Below are 18578 nucleotides of genomic sequence, written 5' to 3' on the forward strand. Positions count from 1 at the left end.
AATGTAAAGGGCGCGGCCTTGAGCCGCGTGGTAATTTCCTCGGCGCGAAGCAACGTGAGGAACAATGATGGCCGATGATCAGCGCACAGCGAAACTCAAGCAGCGCATCAAAGCGCTGGAGCTGGAAATCGAGGAAGCGAAGCAGGTCTATGATGAGCTAGAATGCGAATACGGCGAACTTCTCGACCGACACAAGCGACTTGCCGCAGTCTGCAATGTCGGCTTCGGCTATCTGCTCAGCGGCGATGTCACGCTAACCCAAGGAACCATGGATGGCGACGGACAAGGAACGCATTGCAGAGCTTGAGAAGCGGCTCGCCGACGTCGAGCGCACGCTTGGCGAGGGCAACACTCTACCGAAGGGTATGTACGACACGTCGTTTATCCAGGCCCTCTGCAATGGGCACCTCAATGATGTCGGTGTCGAACGCTCGGTCTTGCTGTCGCTTGAGCCGGGGCGAAGCATCGAGATCAGGCGATACAAACAGCCGGCGCAGGAACAATGCCCGCACTGAAAAACACCAAGCATGAATTCTTCTGCCATCAGATCATCGAGGCAGCGAGATTTGGCCGGACGCAGGGCCAGGCTTACAGCCGCGCTGGCTTCAAGGCGGACGGTGCCGCTGCCGAGGCCAATGCCTCGCGCCTGCTAAGAAACGCTAATATCCAGGCCCGGCTCGCCGAGCTTGGCGCGCCAGCAGCGCGCCGAGTGCGCGCCACGGTGGACACGCTCGCCGATCAGCTCGACGAGGTCTTTGCCGGCGCCTCCGGAGACCGGCAATGGGGCGCGGCCGGTTCGGCTGCCGCGCTCAAGGCAAAGCTTCTCGGTCTCATGAGAGACCGGCTTGAGGTCGGCACGCCTGGTTCCTTCGATGACTGTAAGACGCCCGGCGAAGTCGTGGATCGCATCATCGAGGACGCAGGCAGCGCGCAAGCTGCGCTAGCTCAGCTCGACGACATGCGCGTTCTGATCGAAGCGCGCGCGGCTGGAGCCGCGCTCGACGTGACGTCACTGGTGGAATGGCCATCGATGCCGGAGCGTCGGCGAGGCTTGGACTGATCTCTGTGTAACACCCTCAAATATGGCTTGACCTGTAACACGTAACACGTCAACGTTCGTCGGCATGTTGCAAAATCGGGGTCAGCGCCATGAAGACGGCCGTCGCGTACATCCGGGTCAGCACTCAGAGGCAGGGCAAGTCAGGCCTCGGCTTGGAAGCGCAACAAAGCGCGCTTGCCAGGTTTGGCGAGGCCGAGGGCTATCAATTCACTGCCACCTATCAGGAAGTCGAGACCGCCAAGGGTGACGACGCCTTGGAGCGACGCCCGCAGCTCGCTGCCGCGATCAAGGCCGCGCGCAAGTTGAAGGCGCCGGTTGTCGTCGCCAAGCTGTGTCGTCTTAGCCGTGATGTCCACTTCGTCAGCGGCCTGATGGCTCACAAGGTACCGTTTATCGTCACAGAGCTGGGCGCCGATGCTGATCCCTTCATGCTGCACATCTACGCCGCCCTCGCGGAGAAAGAGCGCAGGCTGATCTCCCAGCGGACGCGAGACGCATTGGCAGAGGCGAAGAAGAACGGCGCCAAGTTGGGCGGCACGAGAGCCCAGAGCATTGCTAACCGCGATGAGGCCATTCAACGCGCGGAGACGCTCGCCCCGATCCTCAAGGAGCTGGAGGGCGAGTCCGCTCGCGCAATCGCGCGCGCGCTCAATGAGCGCAAGATCAGCACGCCGAGGGGCAAGCCCTGGTCAGCGGTGACCGTGCTGCGGGTGCTGGCGCGGCTGAAATAACCGCTCTCCGCCCAAAAGGGGGCGACCCCACTGGCCCACCTTCCACCGACCATCCTCTGTTTAAATTCAACCCCGCACCTCGACGCCTTCGCGCTATTTTTTGCTAGAATTTTTCGGGCAACCTCGCCGGATCGCACCTTGAGGCGACCGCGCAAACTGACAGTGGAATGACAGCGATGAATGCACATGAGGAGAGTATGGCGGTCGCGGCGAAGCCATGGCCGTGAGCCTTTTAGATTCGGCGGCGTTGCAGGCCGTGTTTATGCTCGTTCCGCCAGAGCATCACGAAAGAATGCTTTCCGCTTAAATGCATTTGCTGACGACGCTCTAAATCGCACCGGCCCAGCCAAAGGGGACGCGCACGATGAGCCCAATACTCTGATGCGCGAGACGGCCCGGTTTCTGGCGATGCAGCAACTGGATGCAATAGCAGCGAGGTTCAAGGGTCCGCCGACAGGAAGCTGACGACCCGCCAGATCGCGCTGGATGCCCTTGTCGTCGATTACGCTCAGACGCGCAGCTGATGGGCATAGAGATACATCTGGAAAATGTACTCGCGTGTGTTGGGACCGTGCGGCGGTGTGTTGACGAAGCTTGGCAAATCACATCCCATAGTTGAATTACGGGCGATTAACTCAACTGATTGGGGTGCGGATTGTGCTCATACGAAAACTGTCCATTGAGAACGTCCGGAGCTTCCTTGACCGCCGAGAGATCAACTTCGACGGCAACATTTCGATTTTGATTGGTCCGAATGGAGGAGGAAAGACTAACCTACTCGATACGTTGGTCGGCATGCTTCGGCGGCATGTTTTCAACGCACCATACTATGCACCTGCTGGTACCATCGAAGAACCAGATCGCTGGGAGATCCGATACAACGATAACCTAAACCAACTGAATTTCGAGAAACATAGCTTAGCGCGAGACAGGAGCCAGACGGTTGAGATTGTGCTGGAGGTTAGCGCGCAAGATATCGACAATATGCGAGCTATTCAGCACGACGCGGCGAGCATCCGTGCTGGCGTGAGGGGAAAATTCTATCCCGATCCTTGGGATGGCGTCACGAATTGGGACCTCTCCAAGATCAGGGTCGGCCAGCTTGTCACTGTTGTGTGGCAAAACGGATCAGTGCAGCCACTGGCTGGCAAAGCGGAGCAAGACTTCGTTGCTTATCTGCATGTCTTTGAAGGAGACAATACGTTAAGAGCCCAGGTGGGTAAGGCGTCACTGCAACTCCCGATGATCTATCTGCCAGTTAATAGAGCAGCGAGTGGCTTCGCCTCGTCCGTTGGCCTTTCCGGTTACAATGATTACGACCAGAAGCGCCAGGCCGATGCGACGACTTCCCGTAGCGGAGTCAACATTGTGACGCTCGCCGTTAGCAGGATGGCTCAGCGATTCCGTCTCATGCAGGAAGACTCAAATGTTGATGCTGTCACAAGATTTCGGCAAGACGAGAATCTCAAAGAACTCTCATCGGAGCTGACTGCTCTCGGCTACACTTGGGACCTCATTACGACCAACCCGCTCAACAACACATATGACGTGCGCCTGACCAAACAGGGCTCGTCCTTCCTCGTAAGTGAGGCCTCGTCGGGGGAACGCGAGCTCTTAACTTACCTGTTCGCGATCTTTGCCCTGAACGTTCGGAACGCCTTAATTATCGTTGATGAACCTGAGCTCCACCTTCATCCGAGGTGGCAAACAGCCCTATTTGCCCTTTTCGAGAAACTGTCAAAGTCCACCGGAAATCAATTCGTCCTAGCGACGCATTCGCCAACGTTCATATCTCCGGCATCGATTCAGTACGTTTCAAGGGTATATAGCGAGAACCAGCGCAGCAGCATTGTCCGTTTAAGCGCCGCAGGTCTTCCGAACGCCAAGCACCTGTTCAACATTGTAAACAGCGAAAATAACGAGCGCGTGTTCTTCACCGATACTGTGGTTCTGGTCGAGGGTCTTCACGACAGGATTGTGTTCGAGCGTGTGCTCGATATCGTGGCGAAGAAGCACAAATTGAACGCCCCCTCGGTAGAAGTCGTGGCCATCGGCGGCAAAGGTCTGTTCGCGGCTTACCAACAACTCCTGGATACTTGTAAGGTCGACTGGTTTGCCGTCGCCGACCGCGACTACGTTGAGCAAATCGGAGATGGCGACGTAAAAGCGCTCTTCGCGATCGACGCGGGAGAGATTAAGGGAGACGTTATCGACAACGTGAAGAGCCTCGATGGCGCCGCATTGGTTGAGCGCATCGATACGGCGATGAGTTCTGGGAACTGGGCCGATGCCAAGGATGTCTGGGCCTATATCAAATCTCGTCGCATCCGGTTAAAGGACACGCTGGATGAAGAACAACAGAGTGTCCTCGCCGCGTTCATCGAACAAAAAAGGACTGATGGTATCTACCTGTTGCCTCGCGGCGACCTAGAGGCCTATCTGCCGGCTGGCTATCGGGCGAAGGACACTCAAAAATTGATTGAGTTGGTATCATCCGACGATTTTTGGGACCGTCTCGGGCCTGATATCTGCGCCGAACTCGAAAGCATGGCCATGGATTTTCTGGGCCTCACAAGGAATAAGTCTGCTATCACCTTGCCCTCCTAGTCCGCCCTAGAACCAGCGGCCGGGCCGCAGCCCGCCGCCTAGCTCACATTGCGGGGGTCCGGAGAACTCGCGGTAATCTCGTCGAGGCACTCCTCCAGTTCGCCTGTCACATCGCCAGAGTTAGAGGCCACCATACAGCGCTGGCACAGATGGCCGCTCTGCCGCCTCCGTAGGCCCGGGAAAGGGCGAGACAACCGTAGACATGGATTAGCGTGCCGAACGGCCGAAACGCGTTGATTACGAGAGCTGCGGCGGCCACCGCGGCTCTTCGGGCTCATCAGATTTTGGCTTGCGTTTCACGAGACGACGCACGCCGAGCACAATTCCAGTGATGCCAAAGATGATGACGACTGGAATCACTAGAATCATCAGCAACGCAAGAGCCTTGTCGAGCATATCGCGTCCGACGCCGAACAATGCGTAGCCGACGCCGAGGACAAGCGCGGCGATCCCGACCAAGAGGATCGGACCAAAGGGATTGGTTTGCTGAGGCGGGCGGTTCACGGCGGGAGGGTAGCACGCCCGGATCAAAAGGGGCCTCAGGTATCTTTGTTGTCGCCCTCAGATCACCCCCGATCCGAGAGGCAGTGGCGCGGCAGAGTGCGTTGCGGCCGGCTCACATCGATCTAGCCTTTTGGGCGCACGAGTCGTTCGTGCTCTGACGGAGAAAGACCATGTCACCAAGCAAGTATGAAGTTACCAAAGCCAACATCGAGAAGCGCTGCGATGCCGCCCGCAAGGCCGGCGATATCGCCGAGCTGCAACGGTGTGCGGCCGACCTGACTGCGTTGAACCACGCCTACTACGGCAGACCAGAGAAGTCTTGAGACCGACTTAATCACGCCGGTCCGCGTAATTGCGCGGGTCGGTCTGGAGCTGGAGCTGGAGCAGCGCGCGGTTCGGCGCATTGAAGTCACGCGCCGGGCTTCCGCTGGAGGGAGCGGATTACGCTGCATGGGTCGAAACCAATGGCGGCGGCCACATCGAGGTATTCTAACACGTCCAGCCGGCGGTCTCCCCCCTCGTATTTCGCGACATAGGAGGGCGGCTTACCAAGCCGCTCCGCGACCACAGTTTGCGTCAGCCCAGCCGCCGTGCGTCGCGCTTTGAGCAGCTCGCGAAGGCGTTTGTGACGCTCTGTATGAATGGTTTTGGACAACTCGGGCAGGCCCGTGCGAGATTCGGGCTTGCCATAAGAGTTGAGCCAATGGATTCTCCCAAAATAGGAGAATTAGCCATGGCGCTTTCCGGCAGGCTGGACGAAATCAGAGAGCGGTTAGTAGACCGCCAGCGCGAGTTGGCCGAATTAGAAGCTGAGGCAGGCATAGCCGATGCAGCAGAAAAGCTACGTAGTGAGCCGGAATCGTATGAACGGATTTACGAAATCTCCCATGAGGAGAATATCAATCACAACCTGCGTAAGCTCTACTTTTCGGTGCGCGACGTTGGGCTTCGTCGGGACCTAATCAGAGCAGATCAGGAAGCGGCAGATACCCTTCGCCAGTTTTGGCAGCAACATTTGGATGACGCAGCTGATCGCCAGAAGGCTGCGCAGTCAGCCAATGAATTCTGGTGGGTTTGGGCCAGCATATGCGGCGCAATCCTAATCGGGTTGGGATTCCATTTTTTTGGATTGGCTGGAGCCCTCGCCGGGTTGCTCGCAGGCTATCTATCGTCTCGACAAATGGAGCAAAGCGCGCTGAGAGCACGACAGAGTGCAATTGCGGACGCCGACAGTCGGTTTCGATACGCGGCGGAAACCTGGAAAGAAGCGAGAAACGAGAAACGGAAGTTTTCGGAGCGAGAAGCAAAGACGGGCGAGCCTGATTTAGGTGGCCGGCTCCCTCCTCGGCGCGGTTTCTAACTGGCCACAAAGCGGCTGGTCCCGGCCGTCCAAAGGGGGGCACCTTGGCCACCGACGGGCACGGGCCTCTCTGCGGCTTCTCTGGGGATTCCGTCAGTTCGTGTATGGCGGCGAAGCAGCATGCGGGCATGATGTGACGGAAACAAGCGCAGGAGACTTTCCGGATGAGGGCCGTAAAGAAGAGACCGTTGAAGCAACAGCAGGTCCACACCGTCAGCGACTGGTTTTTGAACGACAAGCCGGCCGGTAGGTATGACCACGCGATCGACGAAATTCGCAAGCAGCGAGATCGTGGCGCCGCGATCATTGCGACGTCCATTCTAGAGGAGCATCTGTTGGACGCCATCCAGGCTCGACTCAATCGCCACGACGCGACAGAGAAGAAAGTCTTCAACGGCTACGGCCCGCTAGCCACTTTCTCAGCCCGGATCGATTTGGGTCTTCTTCTTGGACTGTACCCTGAGGAGGGCCACACAAAACTCCATCTGATCCGGCGCATCAGAAACAACTTCGCGCACAGCATGCACCCAATTTCGTTCAAGTCGCAAAGGGGCGACTGCAACAAGCTCCGTAAGGCGCGCGGCTCATATCGCGAGATGAACAAGTGGGTCGATGCGACGCTCAACAAGGTCCAAGCCATCCCAATCCGACTCGGCATGTACCGGAGCAGCACAAATCCCAGAACCCAATTCATTCGAGCCATTCAGGAAATGTGTTTTCATCTGACGGTGCAAACGCTCGTCGGGAACAGTTGGCGTGATTGGACCAAGGAGAACAATTGCTCTGCTCAGCCAGCGACCAAATCCGCAGATTGAACTGGACTTGGGGCGCCGAGCGTCACGCTCATACGCCCGTCTCGCCGTTGATCACGCCGATCCGTGTCTGCAATGGATCGGTCTGGAGCTAGAGCAGCGCTTGGTTCAACGCGTTCATATCGGCGAAGAGCGCGACATCGGCTTGCAACAGAGCGGTCATCGGTCGCTGCTCGCCATTGGGGCCGTTTGTGACCCAAAGCAAACTAAGGAGCGATCTGGACCGTCCTACTCTAGCGCGAGTGCTGGTATAAGGGAGGATTGATAGCGACCCTGAGCCGACCTGCTGAGGCGACAGTTCGCGGAGGGCAATTGTAATGTCCTACCATCCCGACCCACGAGCCAAAGAGCCCACCCAAGCCGTACAATACCTCCGAATGTCGTCGGAAAATCAGCGTTACTCGACCGAAAATCAAGAGAATGCGATTGCCGAGTACGCACAGCAGCACGGGTACAAAATAGTTGCCTCCTACATTGACGCGGGGAAGAGCGGGCTGTCCTTGAAAGGAAGGGATGCCCTCAGGGAACTCCTCAGCGACGCTCTAAGCTCAAAAAGAGTGTTCGACACCATCCTTGTTCTTGACGTGAGTAGATGGGGACGCTTTCAAAACCCTGATCAGGCTGCGCACTATGAATTTTTGTGCCGCCAAGCAGGGGTCAGAGTGGTCTACTGCGCAGAGCCTTTCGGCGATGATGTCGCCCCTGTAACGACCATCGTGAAGCATCTAAAGCGCGTGATGGCCGGCGAATATAGCCGTGAACTCTCAGGCAAATTGGCGCGCGCAAAGCGCCAGCAAGCTGCGTTGGGTTTTCGCCAGGGCGCTCGCGTGCTCTACGGCTTTCGACGGGTGCTCGTCGATGCGGGACGCAATCCCAAGCAGATACTGAAAGACGGGGAACGAAAGGCCTTGAGTAACGATAAGATCATTGTCGTTCCTGGCCCGCCTGAAGAACTGGAAGTAATAAGGCGCATTTTCCGAATGTATGTACAGAAAGATTTAACAATCGCGGGGATCGCACGAGTTCTTGCTGGCGAAGGTATAAGAGGACTCGCGAATAACCTTCTCACGCCGGCAATTGTTCGCAGAATCCTTTCGAGCGAGCTGTGCATCGGTCGAATGACGTACAATCGGACGGTTCATAGGCTGCAGACCCCGGTAATAAATAATCCCGAAAATGCATGGACCCGGTTTGCTGCTTTTGAACCTATCGTTCCACTTGCTTTGTACAACGGTGCACAGGAGCGCCTAGCGCAGAAGAGATTTTGGGACAGGGAAGCAATCAAGGCCGCCTTGCAGAAGCTGCTGGCCCGAGAAGGGTATCTGAAGCAAAAGCTAATCGAGAATGCCAAAGACACCCCATCGGCGGACACAGTAGCCGCTCACTTCGGTTCGCTCTATGCCGCATACGAAGCGGTCGGATATTTTCCACCCCCCGTATCTCCATTTGGCAATAATGGAAGGCATTGGAGTAAGAAGGAAATATTGACAGGATTGAAAAAGCTGCACGCTGCCCGGGGGTACATCACGAACAGGCTGATTAACAGATGCGACTGCCTTCCATCGAACAACTTCATACGGCGACACTTCGGTTCTTTAGCCAACGCACTCCAGGAAGCTGGGCTGCCGGTCGTCCCTCACAGCGAAGTGCAAAAGCGGAGCTGGGAGCGGCGGAAGAAGGCTGGTTGTGATGAATACTACCACGGCGTTCGCTGGACCGATGCGCGTCTTCTCCGTACTCTACGCCAACTAGAGAGGCAATTTGGGTATACATCGGCTAACCTGATTGACCGGAACGGAAGCACACCGAAAAGTGGATACTATGCCAAACGCTTCGGTTCGCTTGCGAAGGCGAGGAAATTAGCGAAGCTCCCAAGCCGCAGCCACTCAGAACTCACGCTGGCGGGCTGCAAGCGAAGGAAAGAAGGCAGTCTTATCAGGCGACAGTGGCAGGACTCCAAGCGGACATCTGTCCTACGCTATCGATCCGAAGATGTACTCCGAGGCTTGAGAGCACTAGCGCGACGAGCGGGAAAGATAACAATCGCCCTCATCGATGATGACCCCAATCTGCCCGCAGCGACGACGGTGATCCATCATTTCGGCTCGATTTCGCGCGCGTACCGTTTGGCCGGACTGGTTCGGCTAGATGGCTGGCCAATGCGACATGGCTTGCCAGGAGCCTAATAAGTTAGGGTCGGCTAATGGCCCAGAGCGCCCGTATTGGCAGGTCGCCTTCGCGTCCGCTCCTCGGCAGCAAGCAGACCTAGGCTAAGTCCGAGCACATGGCCGGGCGCACGGCGAGGGCGGATGGGCCGCGACGCAGGCGAAGCGGCTGCTTGGCCGGCTTCTCTGCGGATACCGTCAGCTCCTGTAGACTGCCACTTTGCGGCTGAATTGATCAGCCATCCAACTCGCTATCGTCGCGGCGGCGCGCGGATGATCATATAGAGAGTGAGAAAGGGTCGAGTCCTTCCTGAGGCTGAGCGTTATGATTGCAGCCTGATCAGAATCTGGAACTGAATCGAAGAAAGCATCACAGCTCATCGAGCCTACGGCGAGTTCTCTGCCGAATACCGTTCGCGTCAGCGGAACCAGAAAAATTGCGACCACGGGCACAACAAACATGGCTGCGTATAAGATCATCGCCGCGACGGGGCCAAACAGCAATAGGGAGCCAGCTACAACAAAACTTATGGGAGCACTGACCATAACCGGCAAGAAAAGTACCCAGTACCATTTGTCCGATTTCGGGATGAATGCTGCGCCCCATACCTTTACGACAGAACCATAAATGACGCGCAAAAGCCTATTGGCTAACGCGCCCGCTGCAAGACTGAGCGCCGCCTCGTCGTCGATTCCTCTCAAAATTAGAAGACGATCTTTCAGCGATCTTGCATCGGACACGGTCGCTTCGCACAATAGGCGCGACCTCAATTGCCACGCCGTGGGGGTCCTCGTTTTAGGAAGCGGGTTGATCAAAAGTTTAAAAAGCAGATCTCCGCCGCGCCACCCAAGTATGAAGCAGACGAGGCAAATTCCAGCCACTACGAACCGCCCCCCATGGAACGTCACACCCAAAAACCCGCCGCCGAACATACAGAACGCGACGCTGACGAGCGTTAAGATCATCCGCGCGCCGGCGAACCGCCGCTCCGACTCGAAAAGACGGAGAAACGGTGTTGCGAGCGTACAAACGTACATATTCGCGGTATGCGGAAGACCGGAGGTCGCTTGCAGCACCACATTTCCACCGTGGCTGTGCCCAATAATGAGAATTGGTTCTCCCGGTGCTGTCGTTTCTAGTTCGGCTTTCAGTTCGCCCGCAGCTTGGGCTCGACGGAAGATCGAGTTGCTTCCGCACCACGCAAACGACCTGACGCTGACCGCCACATCTGGGATGCACTCCTCAAATTCTCCCAATAGTTGGTCGACAAACTGTGAATCAGGGCGGCACCAGGATGCGGTAGGTGTCTTATAAAAGACGCCGCGACCCCATGTCCCGTGGACGAGCACGACTGATAAATGTGTTCTAGGTTGCGGCGGTGAAGGTTGCATGCTCCATCTCCAAGGAAAACACTAGGATGCCGTCGCATCCTAACATAGCAAGGACAACGCGCATCAGCTTCTGATAGGCCGAGGTCGAAGGGCCTTTTGAGCCCGCCTTGGCCGCGCGCCCCTGTGACGATCGGGTCGCTGTCACTCATCCGCCAATCCCGGTTTGCATCGAGATTCCGGGGGCCATCGTGGAGCGCTTCACGCTCGGCGCAGAAGGCGCGCCGGTGCCGGTCACCGAGGGGGCAACCCGACCCGTGGCGCTGGTGCAGCGTCATGCGGGCATCGTGCAGGCGCGGCGCTATTCCTTCGCCTTGTCCTGATCGCCCGTCTGACATCTGCCAAGCGAGGAAAGCCATTCCCCAGGCCAAGTCCATGGGGGCCTTCGGTTCCGGCGCTTGCCGCTCAGGGGCAGCCCGCTTCGCGGACATTCATAAGCGCGCGCACAACGGGATAGACTTGGTCTCGCAGCGTCTGGATTGCCGTGATCGTTCGATCGACGGGCGGCAAGACAATCGGAGCTGTGTTTTTCTGGAATCGTCGCTGGTTATCACGGCTGCCATCGCAGAGATCGACAATGATCTCGCGTGCTGCTTCATCAAAGCTCAGTCCTGCTTGAGCTGCGGCGTTGAGGAGAGGCGCGAGATGGTGCTTGTTCCAACCCGGACAACTTGTGATTCCCTTGGCTAATAGAAAGCTTTTCATGAAAAGCTCCGCAGATTGTGCGAAGCAAAAGAACATTGGCAGCGGAGCCCGGGTGCCTTTGAGCGGCTGTGGAGACGGCAACCCGGTCCAAACCCTCATGACGATGCCGGTTGGAGCGGCAGGCGGGGCTTCATACAGAGCGAGCGCCGCTTCGAGATATTCTTCGGCCAGCGAATAGAAATTGGCGGGGACCGTCATCGCGCGCGCGGTTGCCGAGTATCCGGGCTTGATGTCGATAGGGCGTGACATCCTATGTTACTCGCCAATCGATGTTTGCCTTCTCGCATGCCTCCCGGATGTATGGGAGCGCTTCCAGAATGTCTTTTCGCGGCGCCCAGTGGTCCCGACCGAACGAGTCAGTGAATCCAATCCGCTGGTAGTCGCCCTTGGCCAGCCTTTCGTGGGCAGGGACAAGATACGCGCTGAAGGATTCACCAACAGCCAACTTGACGGGAAAGCCAGCGCCAAGCCGGCCGAGCGTCAAGTCCATGTGAGTGGGGTAGTCCCATAGCGTTGAGAGTAGCAAGTAGCGCGTGGTTTGGCCGAAATAACCAATGAAGTTTCCCAACGCCTTGTCCAAGATGACTTCACCCGGTCCCATGTTGGTGGCGCCTAATCGCAATACCTCAGGGACGTCGTCCGAGTTCTCGCTGATGAATTGAACCATCTTGAACGAAACACGGACCCCCGGCTTCGGATAGATGAACTTCGACCAGACGTTCCAGACGAAGCTGGCGGCCGAGACGACCAGCGAGAAGAGACTGATCACCAGAGCCCAGTCAGCGGTCTTCATTTGGATGGCGTCCTTCTCGTCGCGGCGCGTTGCTCAACTATTAGAGCAGGCGGCAGGTGCCTTCCTTGGCGCCCACCACCAGCTCGACTTGTTGCTTGAAGAGCTTCTCGATGTCCGAATCCCGGTCAATTCCCACTGCTTCGAGTATTCCCATCCCGCCCAGCATATTCGTTGTCACAGTAACGAAGAGACCTTTGCTGGCTATTTCAAGTTGGAACGTGAGTCGTTGAGCCATGCCCATTCTCGCTTGCCCCTCTGCTTGCGCTGGGGTGACGTCAAATCTGATCCCGTAGGGAATGTCGTTGAAGACGATCGAGATGCCGAGCGCGTTGCCATAGATGTCCGCATTTCTGCGCAACGCCTCTTTAGCGGCAGTTCGCTCAGCGGGGTCAACCTGCGGAGGCAGCGGGCAGAGATAGAGAACCTTGCCCCATTTCGAAAGCGGCGCCCCCGGCAAGTCAAGCGGAGGCATGTCTGACGGCTCCGTAAGCAGCGGCGGCTCTGAGAAGGTTATAGGCCAGCGGAAAGCGACGTTGCGGTAGTTCTTGTGGAAGTCCAGCCATATCGGCTTCCACGACAGCCCGACAAATAGCGTGATCAGAACGACGGCAGCCGCGCTTCGCCATAGAGGGCGGGCGCCGTGTCTCCACGCGGCGTAGGCGATCAGCAGCGACGCCGCCAGGACCAGCAGACCACGACCGACCCAACCCGGGTCGAACGCCGTTCCGCCGAGACCGAGAACGCAGCCAACAACGCCGATCAGGGCGTCGTGCGATAGGCTACTGGCTTTCTTCTTGACCGCCATTATTCCCCTCCGGCCGAATTCTGCGGACTACGGAACCCGGTTTCAACTAGGGGGAGATGGAATCCAGTTGAGAACCCTAAAGGGCGAGACGGCCCCCGCGCTCGGTCATCTTGTGTTGCGGTATCCCATTCCCGCAGCGGACGGCTTGCCTAGATCGAAGTCCGGCCGGACGTCAGGGCAGCGCCTGCCGCAGGCAGTGCAGATCAAGCGCGGCTCGACATCGGACAGCCGGACCTCATCAGGCCAGCGATCCGCGCTCAAGGCGATGTGGTGCCCGCAGCAGCAATAGATCAGGACACCCCGGATGCTCATCTCGCGCATCTCGCCGAAGGTGATCTTCACCGGGCGGCCATCGGGAAGGGTAGAGGTGACGCGTCTGATCGGGCGAGGCATCCCGCCAAGAATGCCGGGGTTGGCTCCGCGTCAAATTGTCGATTCAAGGTGGGTCGGAACGGCGCCGCGCTACTGCCGGTCGTGGGTGTGGAGAATGAACAATGTCTCGCGGGCGGCGGCTTTCCAGCCCGCGTCGGTGTAGCGCAAAGCTCCGGTAAGGGTCACCTAGCACAAGTTGTGCCAAGCTTTTGTGTCAATTAACGGGATGCCAACGAGAACCGGCCCGTCGCCATACGCGCGTTAGACGACAGGCCGTTCCGGGTGGATGGCGCGAACTCGGGGGGCTAGGTGTCGCGCCACAGACCGATTTGCCAACCTCTCCGATAGAGAGTCGTTCCTAGGGGTTGCTGCCAACTGAGGCGGGCGCACTGGGAAATTTACGGGTGTCAGTTCCTCGTCGGCGCGGTGACGGTGATTATGATATTCCTGTCCGCATCGAGCACTGTCACAGCACAACCCGTCTCTGCGGCGATCTTTTCCGCAAGCTGGATCGCAGTTTCGTCGCTCGCTAGATCAAGCGAGACCAGCGAATACTCCTTCTGAGGGACAGCCGGAATCATCTTGGCGGTTGAAGCCCAGGGGACCTCGCCCAATCGTCCAGGTGGTTCGCCACGTCGGCCTGTCGCGCCTTCTTGATCAGTGCGTCGCGCTCGGGACCAGGGGGGAGCTTCGCGGCCTCGTCTTGGACCTGCTTAGACCAAGCTGCGAGACGATCTTGAAGCGTAAGCTGTTGTTTGAAACGTCGCCGTTTAAACATGGCGCGCTCCTTTCCCTGAGAGGAAGGCGGGAGCGCTATCGGCGTTCTCATCACAGATAAAAGCCACGGTCCGTTCTGTGATGAATGATAACTAGCAGGCGGGGGGGGGGGCGTTTCCTCCACAAACGTTAACTTTGGAGATCGGAACACCGAAAATTCAACTTGGGATTATTTTGGTCAGATACGGACAATACCCGGAACCCTTCTCGCTAGGTGTCCTTCGCATTACGAAATCGGCCAAAGGGGCGCTTTCCGGTGGATGCGCCCAGCTTGCCGAGTCCGGTCTCCCGCGCGTCAATCCGGCTATTCACCCATGCCTCGATCTCGGCCGTTACCCACGCCACGGACCAAGAGGTGAGGGGGACGCGCTTGGGGAACTTGCCGTCAGCTTCGAGCCGATCAATCTGGCGACGGCTGAGGGAAACGCCGTATTCTCGTAGCTCACGGAATCTTATGAGCTTGGGCATTGGGCCTCTGGCAAAACTTTCGTCATCGAATCCCAGACTCGCTGCTTTGGTAAATCGTGGCCAAAAGAAGAAGTTGAAATTGGTAAGTCGCTGAGATCACGTGGCTATTTGACACTGTAGTGTCTCGGCAACAATGTGGTACGAATACATCAGTAGCCGCTCGTAGCGGACCCGTTTTCAGCACCCCATTGCCGGAATGACCAGCGCAGATACCTCGGCCGCATCCTTTGACACGGCCCCAGCGGAAGAGCCCCGGCGTTGGTCGGTGCGACGCTGGCTGGTCCCGTTTGCGGTGGCGCTGGCGCTGTTGTCGGGCCTCCTGACCTTCCTCGTCCTGACCGGCCTCACCAGGATCGATCCGACGCCGGAGGTGGTCCGGTCGTTCTACCTGATCAATGCGGGCACGATCCTGCTGCTGGTCGGCATCATCGTGCGCGAGCTTTGGCAGCTGATCCTGGCGCGGCGGCGGGGCCGGGCGGCGGCGCGCCTGCATGTCCAGATCGTCAGCCTGTTCTCGATCGTCGCGGTCCTGCCGGCGGTGCTCGTTTCCGTCGTCGCCAACGTCACCCTCGAACGCGGCCTCGACCGGCTGTTCTCGGGGCCGACCAAGGAAGTCATCCAGAACTCGCTGGATATCGCGCGGGCCTATATGCAGGACCATGCGCAATTGATCCGCGGCGACATTCTCGGCATGGCCAATGACATCGCCCATGCAAGGCCGCTGTACGACCAGGATCGGCGGTCGTTCCGCGAGCTGCTGACCGCCAGCGCCGGCTCCCGCAACCTGCCGGGCGCGATGATCATCGACAAGAACACCAATATCCTGGAGTCCGCCGACACCGGCATGCGGCTGGCCTATTCGCCGCCGGCGCCGGACTTCCTCAGCAACGTCAACGAGAATGAGCCCGAGATCGCGGTGCTGCCGGATGCGAGCTATGTCGCCGCGGTGATCCGCCTGCGCGCCTTCAGCGACACGTTCCTGTACGTCGCCCGCCCGCTCGATCCGAAGGTCGTCAGTCAGCTCAAGCAGACCGAGATCAGCGTCGCCGAATACGCCCAGATCGAGTCGCGCCGGCTCGGCATCCAGGTGGCGTTCGCGCTGATGTTCGCGGTGATCGCGCTGACCATTCTGATGGCCTCGGTGCTGATCGGCCTCAACTTCGCCAACTCGCTGGTGGCGCCGATCCGGCGGCTGATGAACGCGGCCCACACGGTTTCGACCGGCGATCTCCATGTGAAGGTGCCCGTGCATCAATCGGAGGGCGATCTCGCCCAGCTCGGCGAGACCTTCAACAAGATGACGCAGGAACTGCGCAGCCAGCGCGACGAGCTCGTCAATGCCAGCGACCTCATCGACAGCCGCCGCCGCTTCATCGAAGCCGTGCTGTCCTCGGCGAGTGCCGGCATCATCGGCGTGGACACCTCGGGCAGCGTCGGCATTCTCAACCGCTCCGCCGAGAAGTTGATCGGTCATTCCGAGGCCGAAACACTCGGCCATCCGCTCTCCGACGTGCTGCCCGAGCTCGACGAGATGATGAAGACGTCGCGGGAAGGGACCCAGCGCCTGGTGCAGGGCCAGATCACCATCACGCGCGACGGCACCGAGCGAAACCTTTCGGTGCGCGTCAGCGCCGAGAAGAACCAGCCGCACGACAGCTACATCATCACGCTCGACGACATCACCGAGCTGGTCTCGGCGCAGCGCACCTCGGCCTGGGGCGATGTCGCGCGCCGCATCGCCCACGAGATCAAGAACCCGCTGACGCCGATCCAGCTCTCCGCCGAGCGCATCCGCCGCAAGTTCGGCAAGGACATCACCGAAGCCAAGGACAAGCAGATCTTCGACCAGTGCACCGACACTATCGTGCGCCAGGTCGACGACATCCGCCGCATGGTCGACGAGTTCTCGCGCTTTGCGCGGATGCCGAAGCCCGTGATGGAAGGTGAGGACGTCGCCGACACCGTGCGGCAGGCGGTCTTCCTGATGAAGGTCGCCCATCCCGAGCTCGATATCGAGGCCGAGTTCAAGGACGATCCGCTGCGCGCCCAGTTCGACCGCCGGCTGATCTCGCAGGCGGTCACCAACATCGTCAAGAACGCGACCGAGGCGATCGAGCAGGTCCCGCCGGAGGAGCTCGGCAAGGACGGCGGCAAGGGCCGCATCGACGTCGTGGTGTCGCGCGAGGGCGAGGACGTGCTGATCGACGTGATCGACAACGGCATCGGCCTGCCCAAGGTCGCGCGCTCGCGGTTGCTCGAGCCCTATGTGACGACGCGCGCCAAGGGCACCGGCCTTGGCCTTGCCATCGTCGGCCGCGTGCTGGAAGACCATGGCGGCCGCATTGAGCTGAAGGACGCCTCCGACTTCCGCGAAGGCCAGCGCGGTGCCTGGATGCGGATGCGCTTTGCGATCTCCGGCGAAGCCAAGAAGGCCGAGGGAGCCGTGCAGGCGCCGGCCGTCAAAGAACCGGCGAAGGACCCGGCCGAGGCGACGGCAAAGGCCGGAGCCACGGCGGACATTAAGGAAACGGCTGCGGATTCCGTCGCGGCGCAGGAAACAAAAGAGCCGGCGGCCGAAACCAAAGGGCCGGCTGAAAAGACCAATGATTCACCGAAAATCGAAGCCTCAACAGGCAGCTGACAAGACAGGCGCGACCCATGGCAAGTGAAATTCTGATTGTCGATGATGAGGCCGATATTCGGGATCTCGTTGCGGGCATCCTCGAGGACGAGGGATTCGTCACCCGCACCGCGCGCGACAGCGACTCGGCTTTGGCCGAAATCGCCAATCGCCGGCCGCACCTCGTATTCCTCGACATCTGGCTGCAGGGCTCCAAGCTCGACGGCCTGCAGTTGCTGGAGCAGGTCAAGAAGGACAATGCCGATCTGCCGGTCGTGATGATCTCCGGCCACGGCAACATCGAGACTGCGGTCGCCGCGATCAAGCGCGGCGCCTATGATTTCATCGAGAAGCCGTTCAAGGCCGATCGCCTGATCCTGGTCGCCAACCGTGCGCTGGAAAACTCGCGGCTCAAGCGCGAGGTCAAGGAGCTGAAGCAGCTCGCACCGAGCGCCAGCCAGCTCGTCGGCCGCTCGCCCAGCATGAACCAGCTGCGCCAGACCATCGAGCGCGCCGCGAAGGCCAACAGCCGCATCCTGATCGTCGGCCCCGCCGGCGCCGGCAAGGAGCTGACCGCGCGCACGCTGCATACGGCCTCGGGCCGCGCCGATGGCCCCTTCGTCGTCATCAACGCCGCCGCGATCACGCCCGAGCGCATGGAGCACGAGCTGTTCGGCGTCGAGCAGTCCAACGGCGAGCAGCCGCGCAAGCCGGGCGCGCTCGAAGAGGCCCATGGCGGCACGCTGTTCATCGACGAGATTGCGGACATGCCGCGCGAGACCCAGAACAAGATCTTGCGCGTGCTGGTCGAGCAGTCGTTCCAGCGCGTGGGCGGCACCGCCAAGGTGCAGGTCGACGTCCGCATCATCTCCTCGACCGCGCGCAATCTCGAAGAGGAGATCGCCGCCGGCCATTTCCGCGAGGACCTCTATCATCGGCTCTCGGTGGTGCCGATCCGCGTGCCCGCGCTCTCTGAGCGGCGCGAGGACATTCCGGAGCTGATCGACTATTTCATGGAGCAGATCTCGGCCGGCAGCGGCCTGCCCAAACGGCAGATCGGGCAGGATGCGATGGCGGTGCTGCAATCGCATGTCTGGCCGGGCAATGTGCGCCAGCTCCGCAACAATGTTGAAAGAGTCATGATTCTGGCCGCTGGCGGACCGGAGGTGATCATCACCGCCGATATGCTCCCGCAGGACGTTGGCTCGATGGTGCCCGCGATGCCGACCAGCAACAACGGCGAGCACATCATGGGCCTGCCGCTCCGCGAGGCCCGCGAAGTGTTCGAGCGCGACTATTTGATTGCCCAGATCAGTCGTTTTTCAGGAAATATTTCTCGTACGGCCGAGTTTGTTGGCATGGAACGTTCGGCGTTGCACCGGAAGTTGAAAGCGCTCGGCGTCGGCTGAC

20 protein-coding genes are annotated in these 18578 nt (G+C 59.2%); 12 read left to right on the forward strand and 8 right to left on the reverse strand.

Annotation, left to right across the window (positions count from 1 at the left end; translation table 11 throughout):
- Nucleotides 1–64: 64 nt before the first annotated feature.
- The 5 genes from NLM32_RS24480 (at nucleotide 65) to NLM32_RS24500 (ending at nucleotide 4398) form a co-directional block, all read left to right on the forward strand.
- Nucleotides 65–307, forward strand: coding sequence for a hypothetical protein (locus tag NLM32_RS24480; protein ID WP_254131423.1), 243 nt, complete (start codon nucleotides 65–67; stop codon nucleotides 305–307).
- Nucleotides 273–515, forward strand: a complete 243-nt coding sequence (locus NLM32_RS24485) for a hypothetical protein (RefSeq protein ID WP_254131424.1) — start codon at nucleotides 273–275, stop codon at nucleotides 513–515. Before NLM32_RS24480 ends, NLM32_RS24485 begins: the two co-directional genes overlap by 35 nt.
- Nucleotides 503–1060 carry a terminase small subunit gene (locus tag NLM32_RS24490; RefSeq protein ID WP_254131425.1) on the forward strand — a complete coding sequence of 186 codons (558 nt, stop codon included), beginning with the start codon at nucleotides 503–505 and terminating at the stop codon, nucleotides 1058–1060. Before NLM32_RS24485 ends, NLM32_RS24490 begins: the two co-directional genes overlap by 13 nt.
- An 89-nt stretch (nucleotides 1061–1149) precedes the next feature.
- Complete coding sequence (locus tag NLM32_RS24495) at nucleotides 1150–1791, forward strand: recombinase family protein (RefSeq protein WP_254131426.1); 642 nt, start codon at nucleotides 1150–1152, stop codon at nucleotides 1789–1791.
- Between the two features lie 657 nt (nucleotides 1792–2448).
- The gene (locus NLM32_RS24500) at nucleotides 2449–4398 is read left to right on the forward strand and encodes an AAA family ATPase (RefSeq protein ID WP_254131427.1); all 1950 of its coding nucleotides are present in this window, start codon (nucleotides 2449–2451) and stop codon (nucleotides 4396–4398) included.
- A gap of 237 nt (nucleotides 4399–4635) precedes the next feature.
- Here the strand turns inward: NLM32_RS24500 and NLM32_RS24505 are convergent, their stop codons facing one another.
- Nucleotides 4636–4902, reverse strand: coding sequence for a hypothetical protein (locus NLM32_RS24505; protein ID WP_254131428.1), 267 nt, complete (start codon nucleotides 4900–4902; stop codon nucleotides 4636–4638).
- A gap of 170 nt (nucleotides 4903–5072) precedes the next feature.
- Here NLM32_RS24505 and NLM32_RS24510 point away from each other — a divergent pair, with 170 nt between their 5' ends.
- Nucleotides 5073–5225 (forward strand): hypothetical protein, encoded by a 153-nt coding sequence (locus tag NLM32_RS24510; RefSeq protein WP_254131429.1) that lies wholly within the window; start codon nucleotides 5073–5075, stop codon nucleotides 5223–5225.
- An 86-nt stretch (nucleotides 5226–5311) separates the two neighbouring features.
- On the opposite strand, the gene NLM32_RS24515 is transcribed toward NLM32_RS24510, so the two are convergent.
- Entirely contained in the window at nucleotides 5312–5557 is a 246-nt protein-coding gene (locus NLM32_RS24515; protein WP_254131430.1) for a helix-turn-helix domain-containing protein, read from the reverse strand.
- Between the two features lie 48 nt (nucleotides 5558–5605).
- Here NLM32_RS24515 and NLM32_RS24520 point away from each other — a divergent pair, with 48 nt between their 5' ends.
- From NLM32_RS24520 to NLM32_RS24530, 3 genes are all read left to right on the forward strand, one after another.
- Nucleotides 5606–6262: a hypothetical protein gene (locus tag NLM32_RS24520; RefSeq protein ID WP_254131431.1), complete on the forward strand. Its 657-nt coding sequence runs from the start codon at nucleotides 5606–5608 to the stop codon at nucleotides 6260–6262.
- A gap of 188 nt (nucleotides 6263–6450) precedes the next feature.
- The gene (locus NLM32_RS24525) at nucleotides 6451–7077 is read left to right on the forward strand and encodes a hypothetical protein (RefSeq protein WP_254131432.1); all 627 of its coding nucleotides are present in this window, start codon (nucleotides 6451–6453) and stop codon (nucleotides 7075–7077) included.
- Nucleotides 7078–7391: 314 nt separating this feature from the next.
- A complete protein-coding gene (locus NLM32_RS24530) occupies nucleotides 7392–9260 on the forward strand; it encodes a recombinase family protein (protein ID WP_254131433.1) in 1869 nt (622 codons plus the stop codon).
- Between the two features lie 177 nt (nucleotides 9261–9437).
- On the opposite strand, the gene NLM32_RS24535 is transcribed toward NLM32_RS24530, so the two are convergent.
- Complete coding sequence (locus tag NLM32_RS24535; protein WP_375143571.1) at nucleotides 9438–10631, reverse strand: alpha/beta fold hydrolase; 1194 nt, start codon at nucleotides 10629–10631, stop codon at nucleotides 9438–9440.
- A 107-nt stretch (nucleotides 10632–10738) separates the two neighbouring features.
- Between NLM32_RS24535 and NLM32_RS24540 the strand changes: the two genes are divergently transcribed.
- Nucleotides 10739–10951: a hypothetical protein gene (locus NLM32_RS24540; RefSeq protein ID WP_254131435.1), complete on the forward strand. Its 213-nt coding sequence runs from the start codon at nucleotides 10739–10741 to the stop codon at nucleotides 10949–10951.
- A gap of 82 nt (nucleotides 10952–11033) precedes the next feature.
- Here NLM32_RS24540 and NLM32_RS24545 read toward each other — a convergent pair whose 3' ends face one another.
- The 5 genes from NLM32_RS24545 to NLM32_RS24570 form a co-directional block, all read right to left on the reverse strand.
- Nucleotides 11034–11582 carry a HEPN domain-containing protein gene (locus NLM32_RS24545; protein WP_254131436.1) on the reverse strand — a complete coding sequence of 183 codons (549 nt, stop codon included), beginning with the start codon at nucleotides 11580–11582 and terminating at the stop codon, nucleotides 11034–11036.
- Between the two features lies 1 nt (nucleotide 11583).
- A complete protein-coding gene (locus NLM32_RS24550) occupies nucleotides 11584–12126 on the reverse strand; it encodes a hypothetical protein (RefSeq protein ID WP_254131437.1) in 543 nt (180 codons plus the stop codon).
- Between the two features lie 40 nt (nucleotides 12127–12166).
- On the reverse strand, nucleotides 12167–12931 hold the full coding sequence (locus NLM32_RS24555) for a hypothetical protein (protein WP_254131438.1): 765 nt from the start codon (nucleotides 12929–12931) through the stop codon (nucleotides 12167–12169).
- Nucleotides 12932–13036: 105 nt separating this feature from the next.
- Nucleotides 13037–13273 carry a hypothetical protein gene (locus tag NLM32_RS24560; RefSeq protein ID WP_375143572.1) on the reverse strand — a complete coding sequence of 79 codons (237 nt, stop codon included), beginning with the start codon at nucleotides 13271–13273 and terminating at the stop codon, nucleotides 13037–13039.
- A gap of 1017 nt (nucleotides 13274–14290) precedes the next feature.
- Nucleotides 14291–14548, reverse strand: coding sequence for an AlpA family transcriptional regulator (locus NLM32_RS24570; protein WP_254131441.1), 258 nt, complete (start codon nucleotides 14546–14548; stop codon nucleotides 14291–14293).
- Between the two features lie 196 nt (nucleotides 14549–14744).
- Here NLM32_RS24570 and NLM32_RS24575 point away from each other — a divergent pair, with 196 nt between their 5' ends.
- Nucleotides 14745–17189: an ATP-binding protein gene (locus tag NLM32_RS24575; RefSeq protein WP_254131442.1), complete on the forward strand. Its 2445-nt coding sequence runs from the start codon at nucleotides 14745–14747 to the stop codon at nucleotides 17187–17189.
- Nucleotides 17190–17206: 17 nt separating this feature from the next.
- Nucleotides 17207–18577, forward strand: a complete 1371-nt coding sequence (locus tag NLM32_RS24580) for a sigma-54 dependent transcriptional regulator (RefSeq protein WP_194475938.1) — start codon at nucleotides 17207–17209, stop codon at nucleotides 18575–18577.
- Nucleotide 18578 lies beyond the last annotated feature (1 nt).

It is taken from the genome of Bradyrhizobium sp. CCGUVB14, from assembly GCF_024199935.1.
GTDB lineage: Bacteria > Pseudomonadota > Alphaproteobacteria > Rhizobiales > Xanthobacteraceae > Bradyrhizobium.

What these genes read in the sequence shown, in the direction of transcription:
- NLM32_RS24480 (WP_254131423.1), top strand. Translation starts at nt 65, where the DNA reads ATGATGGCCGATGATCAGCGCACAGCGAAACTCAAGCAGCGCATCAAA.
- NLM32_RS24485 (WP_254131424.1), top strand. Translation starts at nt 273, where the DNA reads ATGGCGACGGACAAGGAACGCATTGCAGAGCTTGAGAAGCGGCTCGCC.
- NLM32_RS24490 (WP_254131425.1), top strand. Translation starts at nt 503, where the DNA reads ATGCCCGCACTGAAAAACACCAAGCATGAATTCTTCTGCCATCAGATC.
- NLM32_RS24495 (WP_254131426.1), top strand. Translation starts at nt 1,150, where the DNA reads ATGAAGACGGCCGTCGCGTACATCCGGGTCAGCACTCAGAGGCAGGGC.
- NLM32_RS24510 (WP_254131429.1), top strand. Translation starts at nt 5,073, where the DNA reads ATGTCACCAAGCAAGTATGAAGTTACCAAAGCCAACATCGAGAAGCGC.
- NLM32_RS24520 (WP_254131431.1), top strand. Translation starts at nt 5,606, where the DNA reads ATGGATTCTCCCAAAATAGGAGAATTAGCCATGGCGCTTTCCGGCAGG.
- NLM32_RS24530 (WP_254131433.1), top strand. Translation starts at nt 7,392, where the DNA reads ATGTCCTACCATCCCGACCCACGAGCCAAAGAGCCCACCCAAGCCGTA.
- NLM32_RS24535 (WP_375143571.1), bottom strand. Translation starts at nt 10,631, where the DNA reads ATGCAACCTTCACCGCCGCAACCTAGAACACATTTATCAGTCGTGCTC.
- NLM32_RS24545 (WP_254131436.1), bottom strand. Translation starts at nt 11,582, where the DNA reads ATGTCACGCCCTATCGACATCAAGCCCGGATACTCGGCAACCGCGCGC.
- NLM32_RS24550 (WP_254131437.1), bottom strand. Translation starts at nt 12,126, where the DNA reads ATGAAGACCGCTGACTGGGCTCTGGTGATCAGTCTCTTCTCGCTGGTC.
- NLM32_RS24555 (WP_254131438.1), bottom strand. Translation starts at nt 12,931, where the DNA reads ATGGCGGTCAAGAAGAAAGCCAGTAGCCTATCGCACGACGCCCTGATC.
- NLM32_RS24570 (WP_254131441.1), bottom strand. Translation starts at nt 14,548, where the DNA reads ATGCCCAAGCTCATAAGATTCCGTGAGCTACGAGAATACGGCGTTTCC.
- NLM32_RS24575 (WP_254131442.1), top strand. Translation starts at nt 14,745, where the DNA reads ATGACCAGCGCAGATACCTCGGCCGCATCCTTTGACACGGCCCCAGCG.
- NLM32_RS24580 (WP_194475938.1), top strand. Translation starts at nt 17,207, where the DNA reads ATGGCAAGTGAAATTCTGATTGTCGATGATGAGGCCGATATTCGGGAT.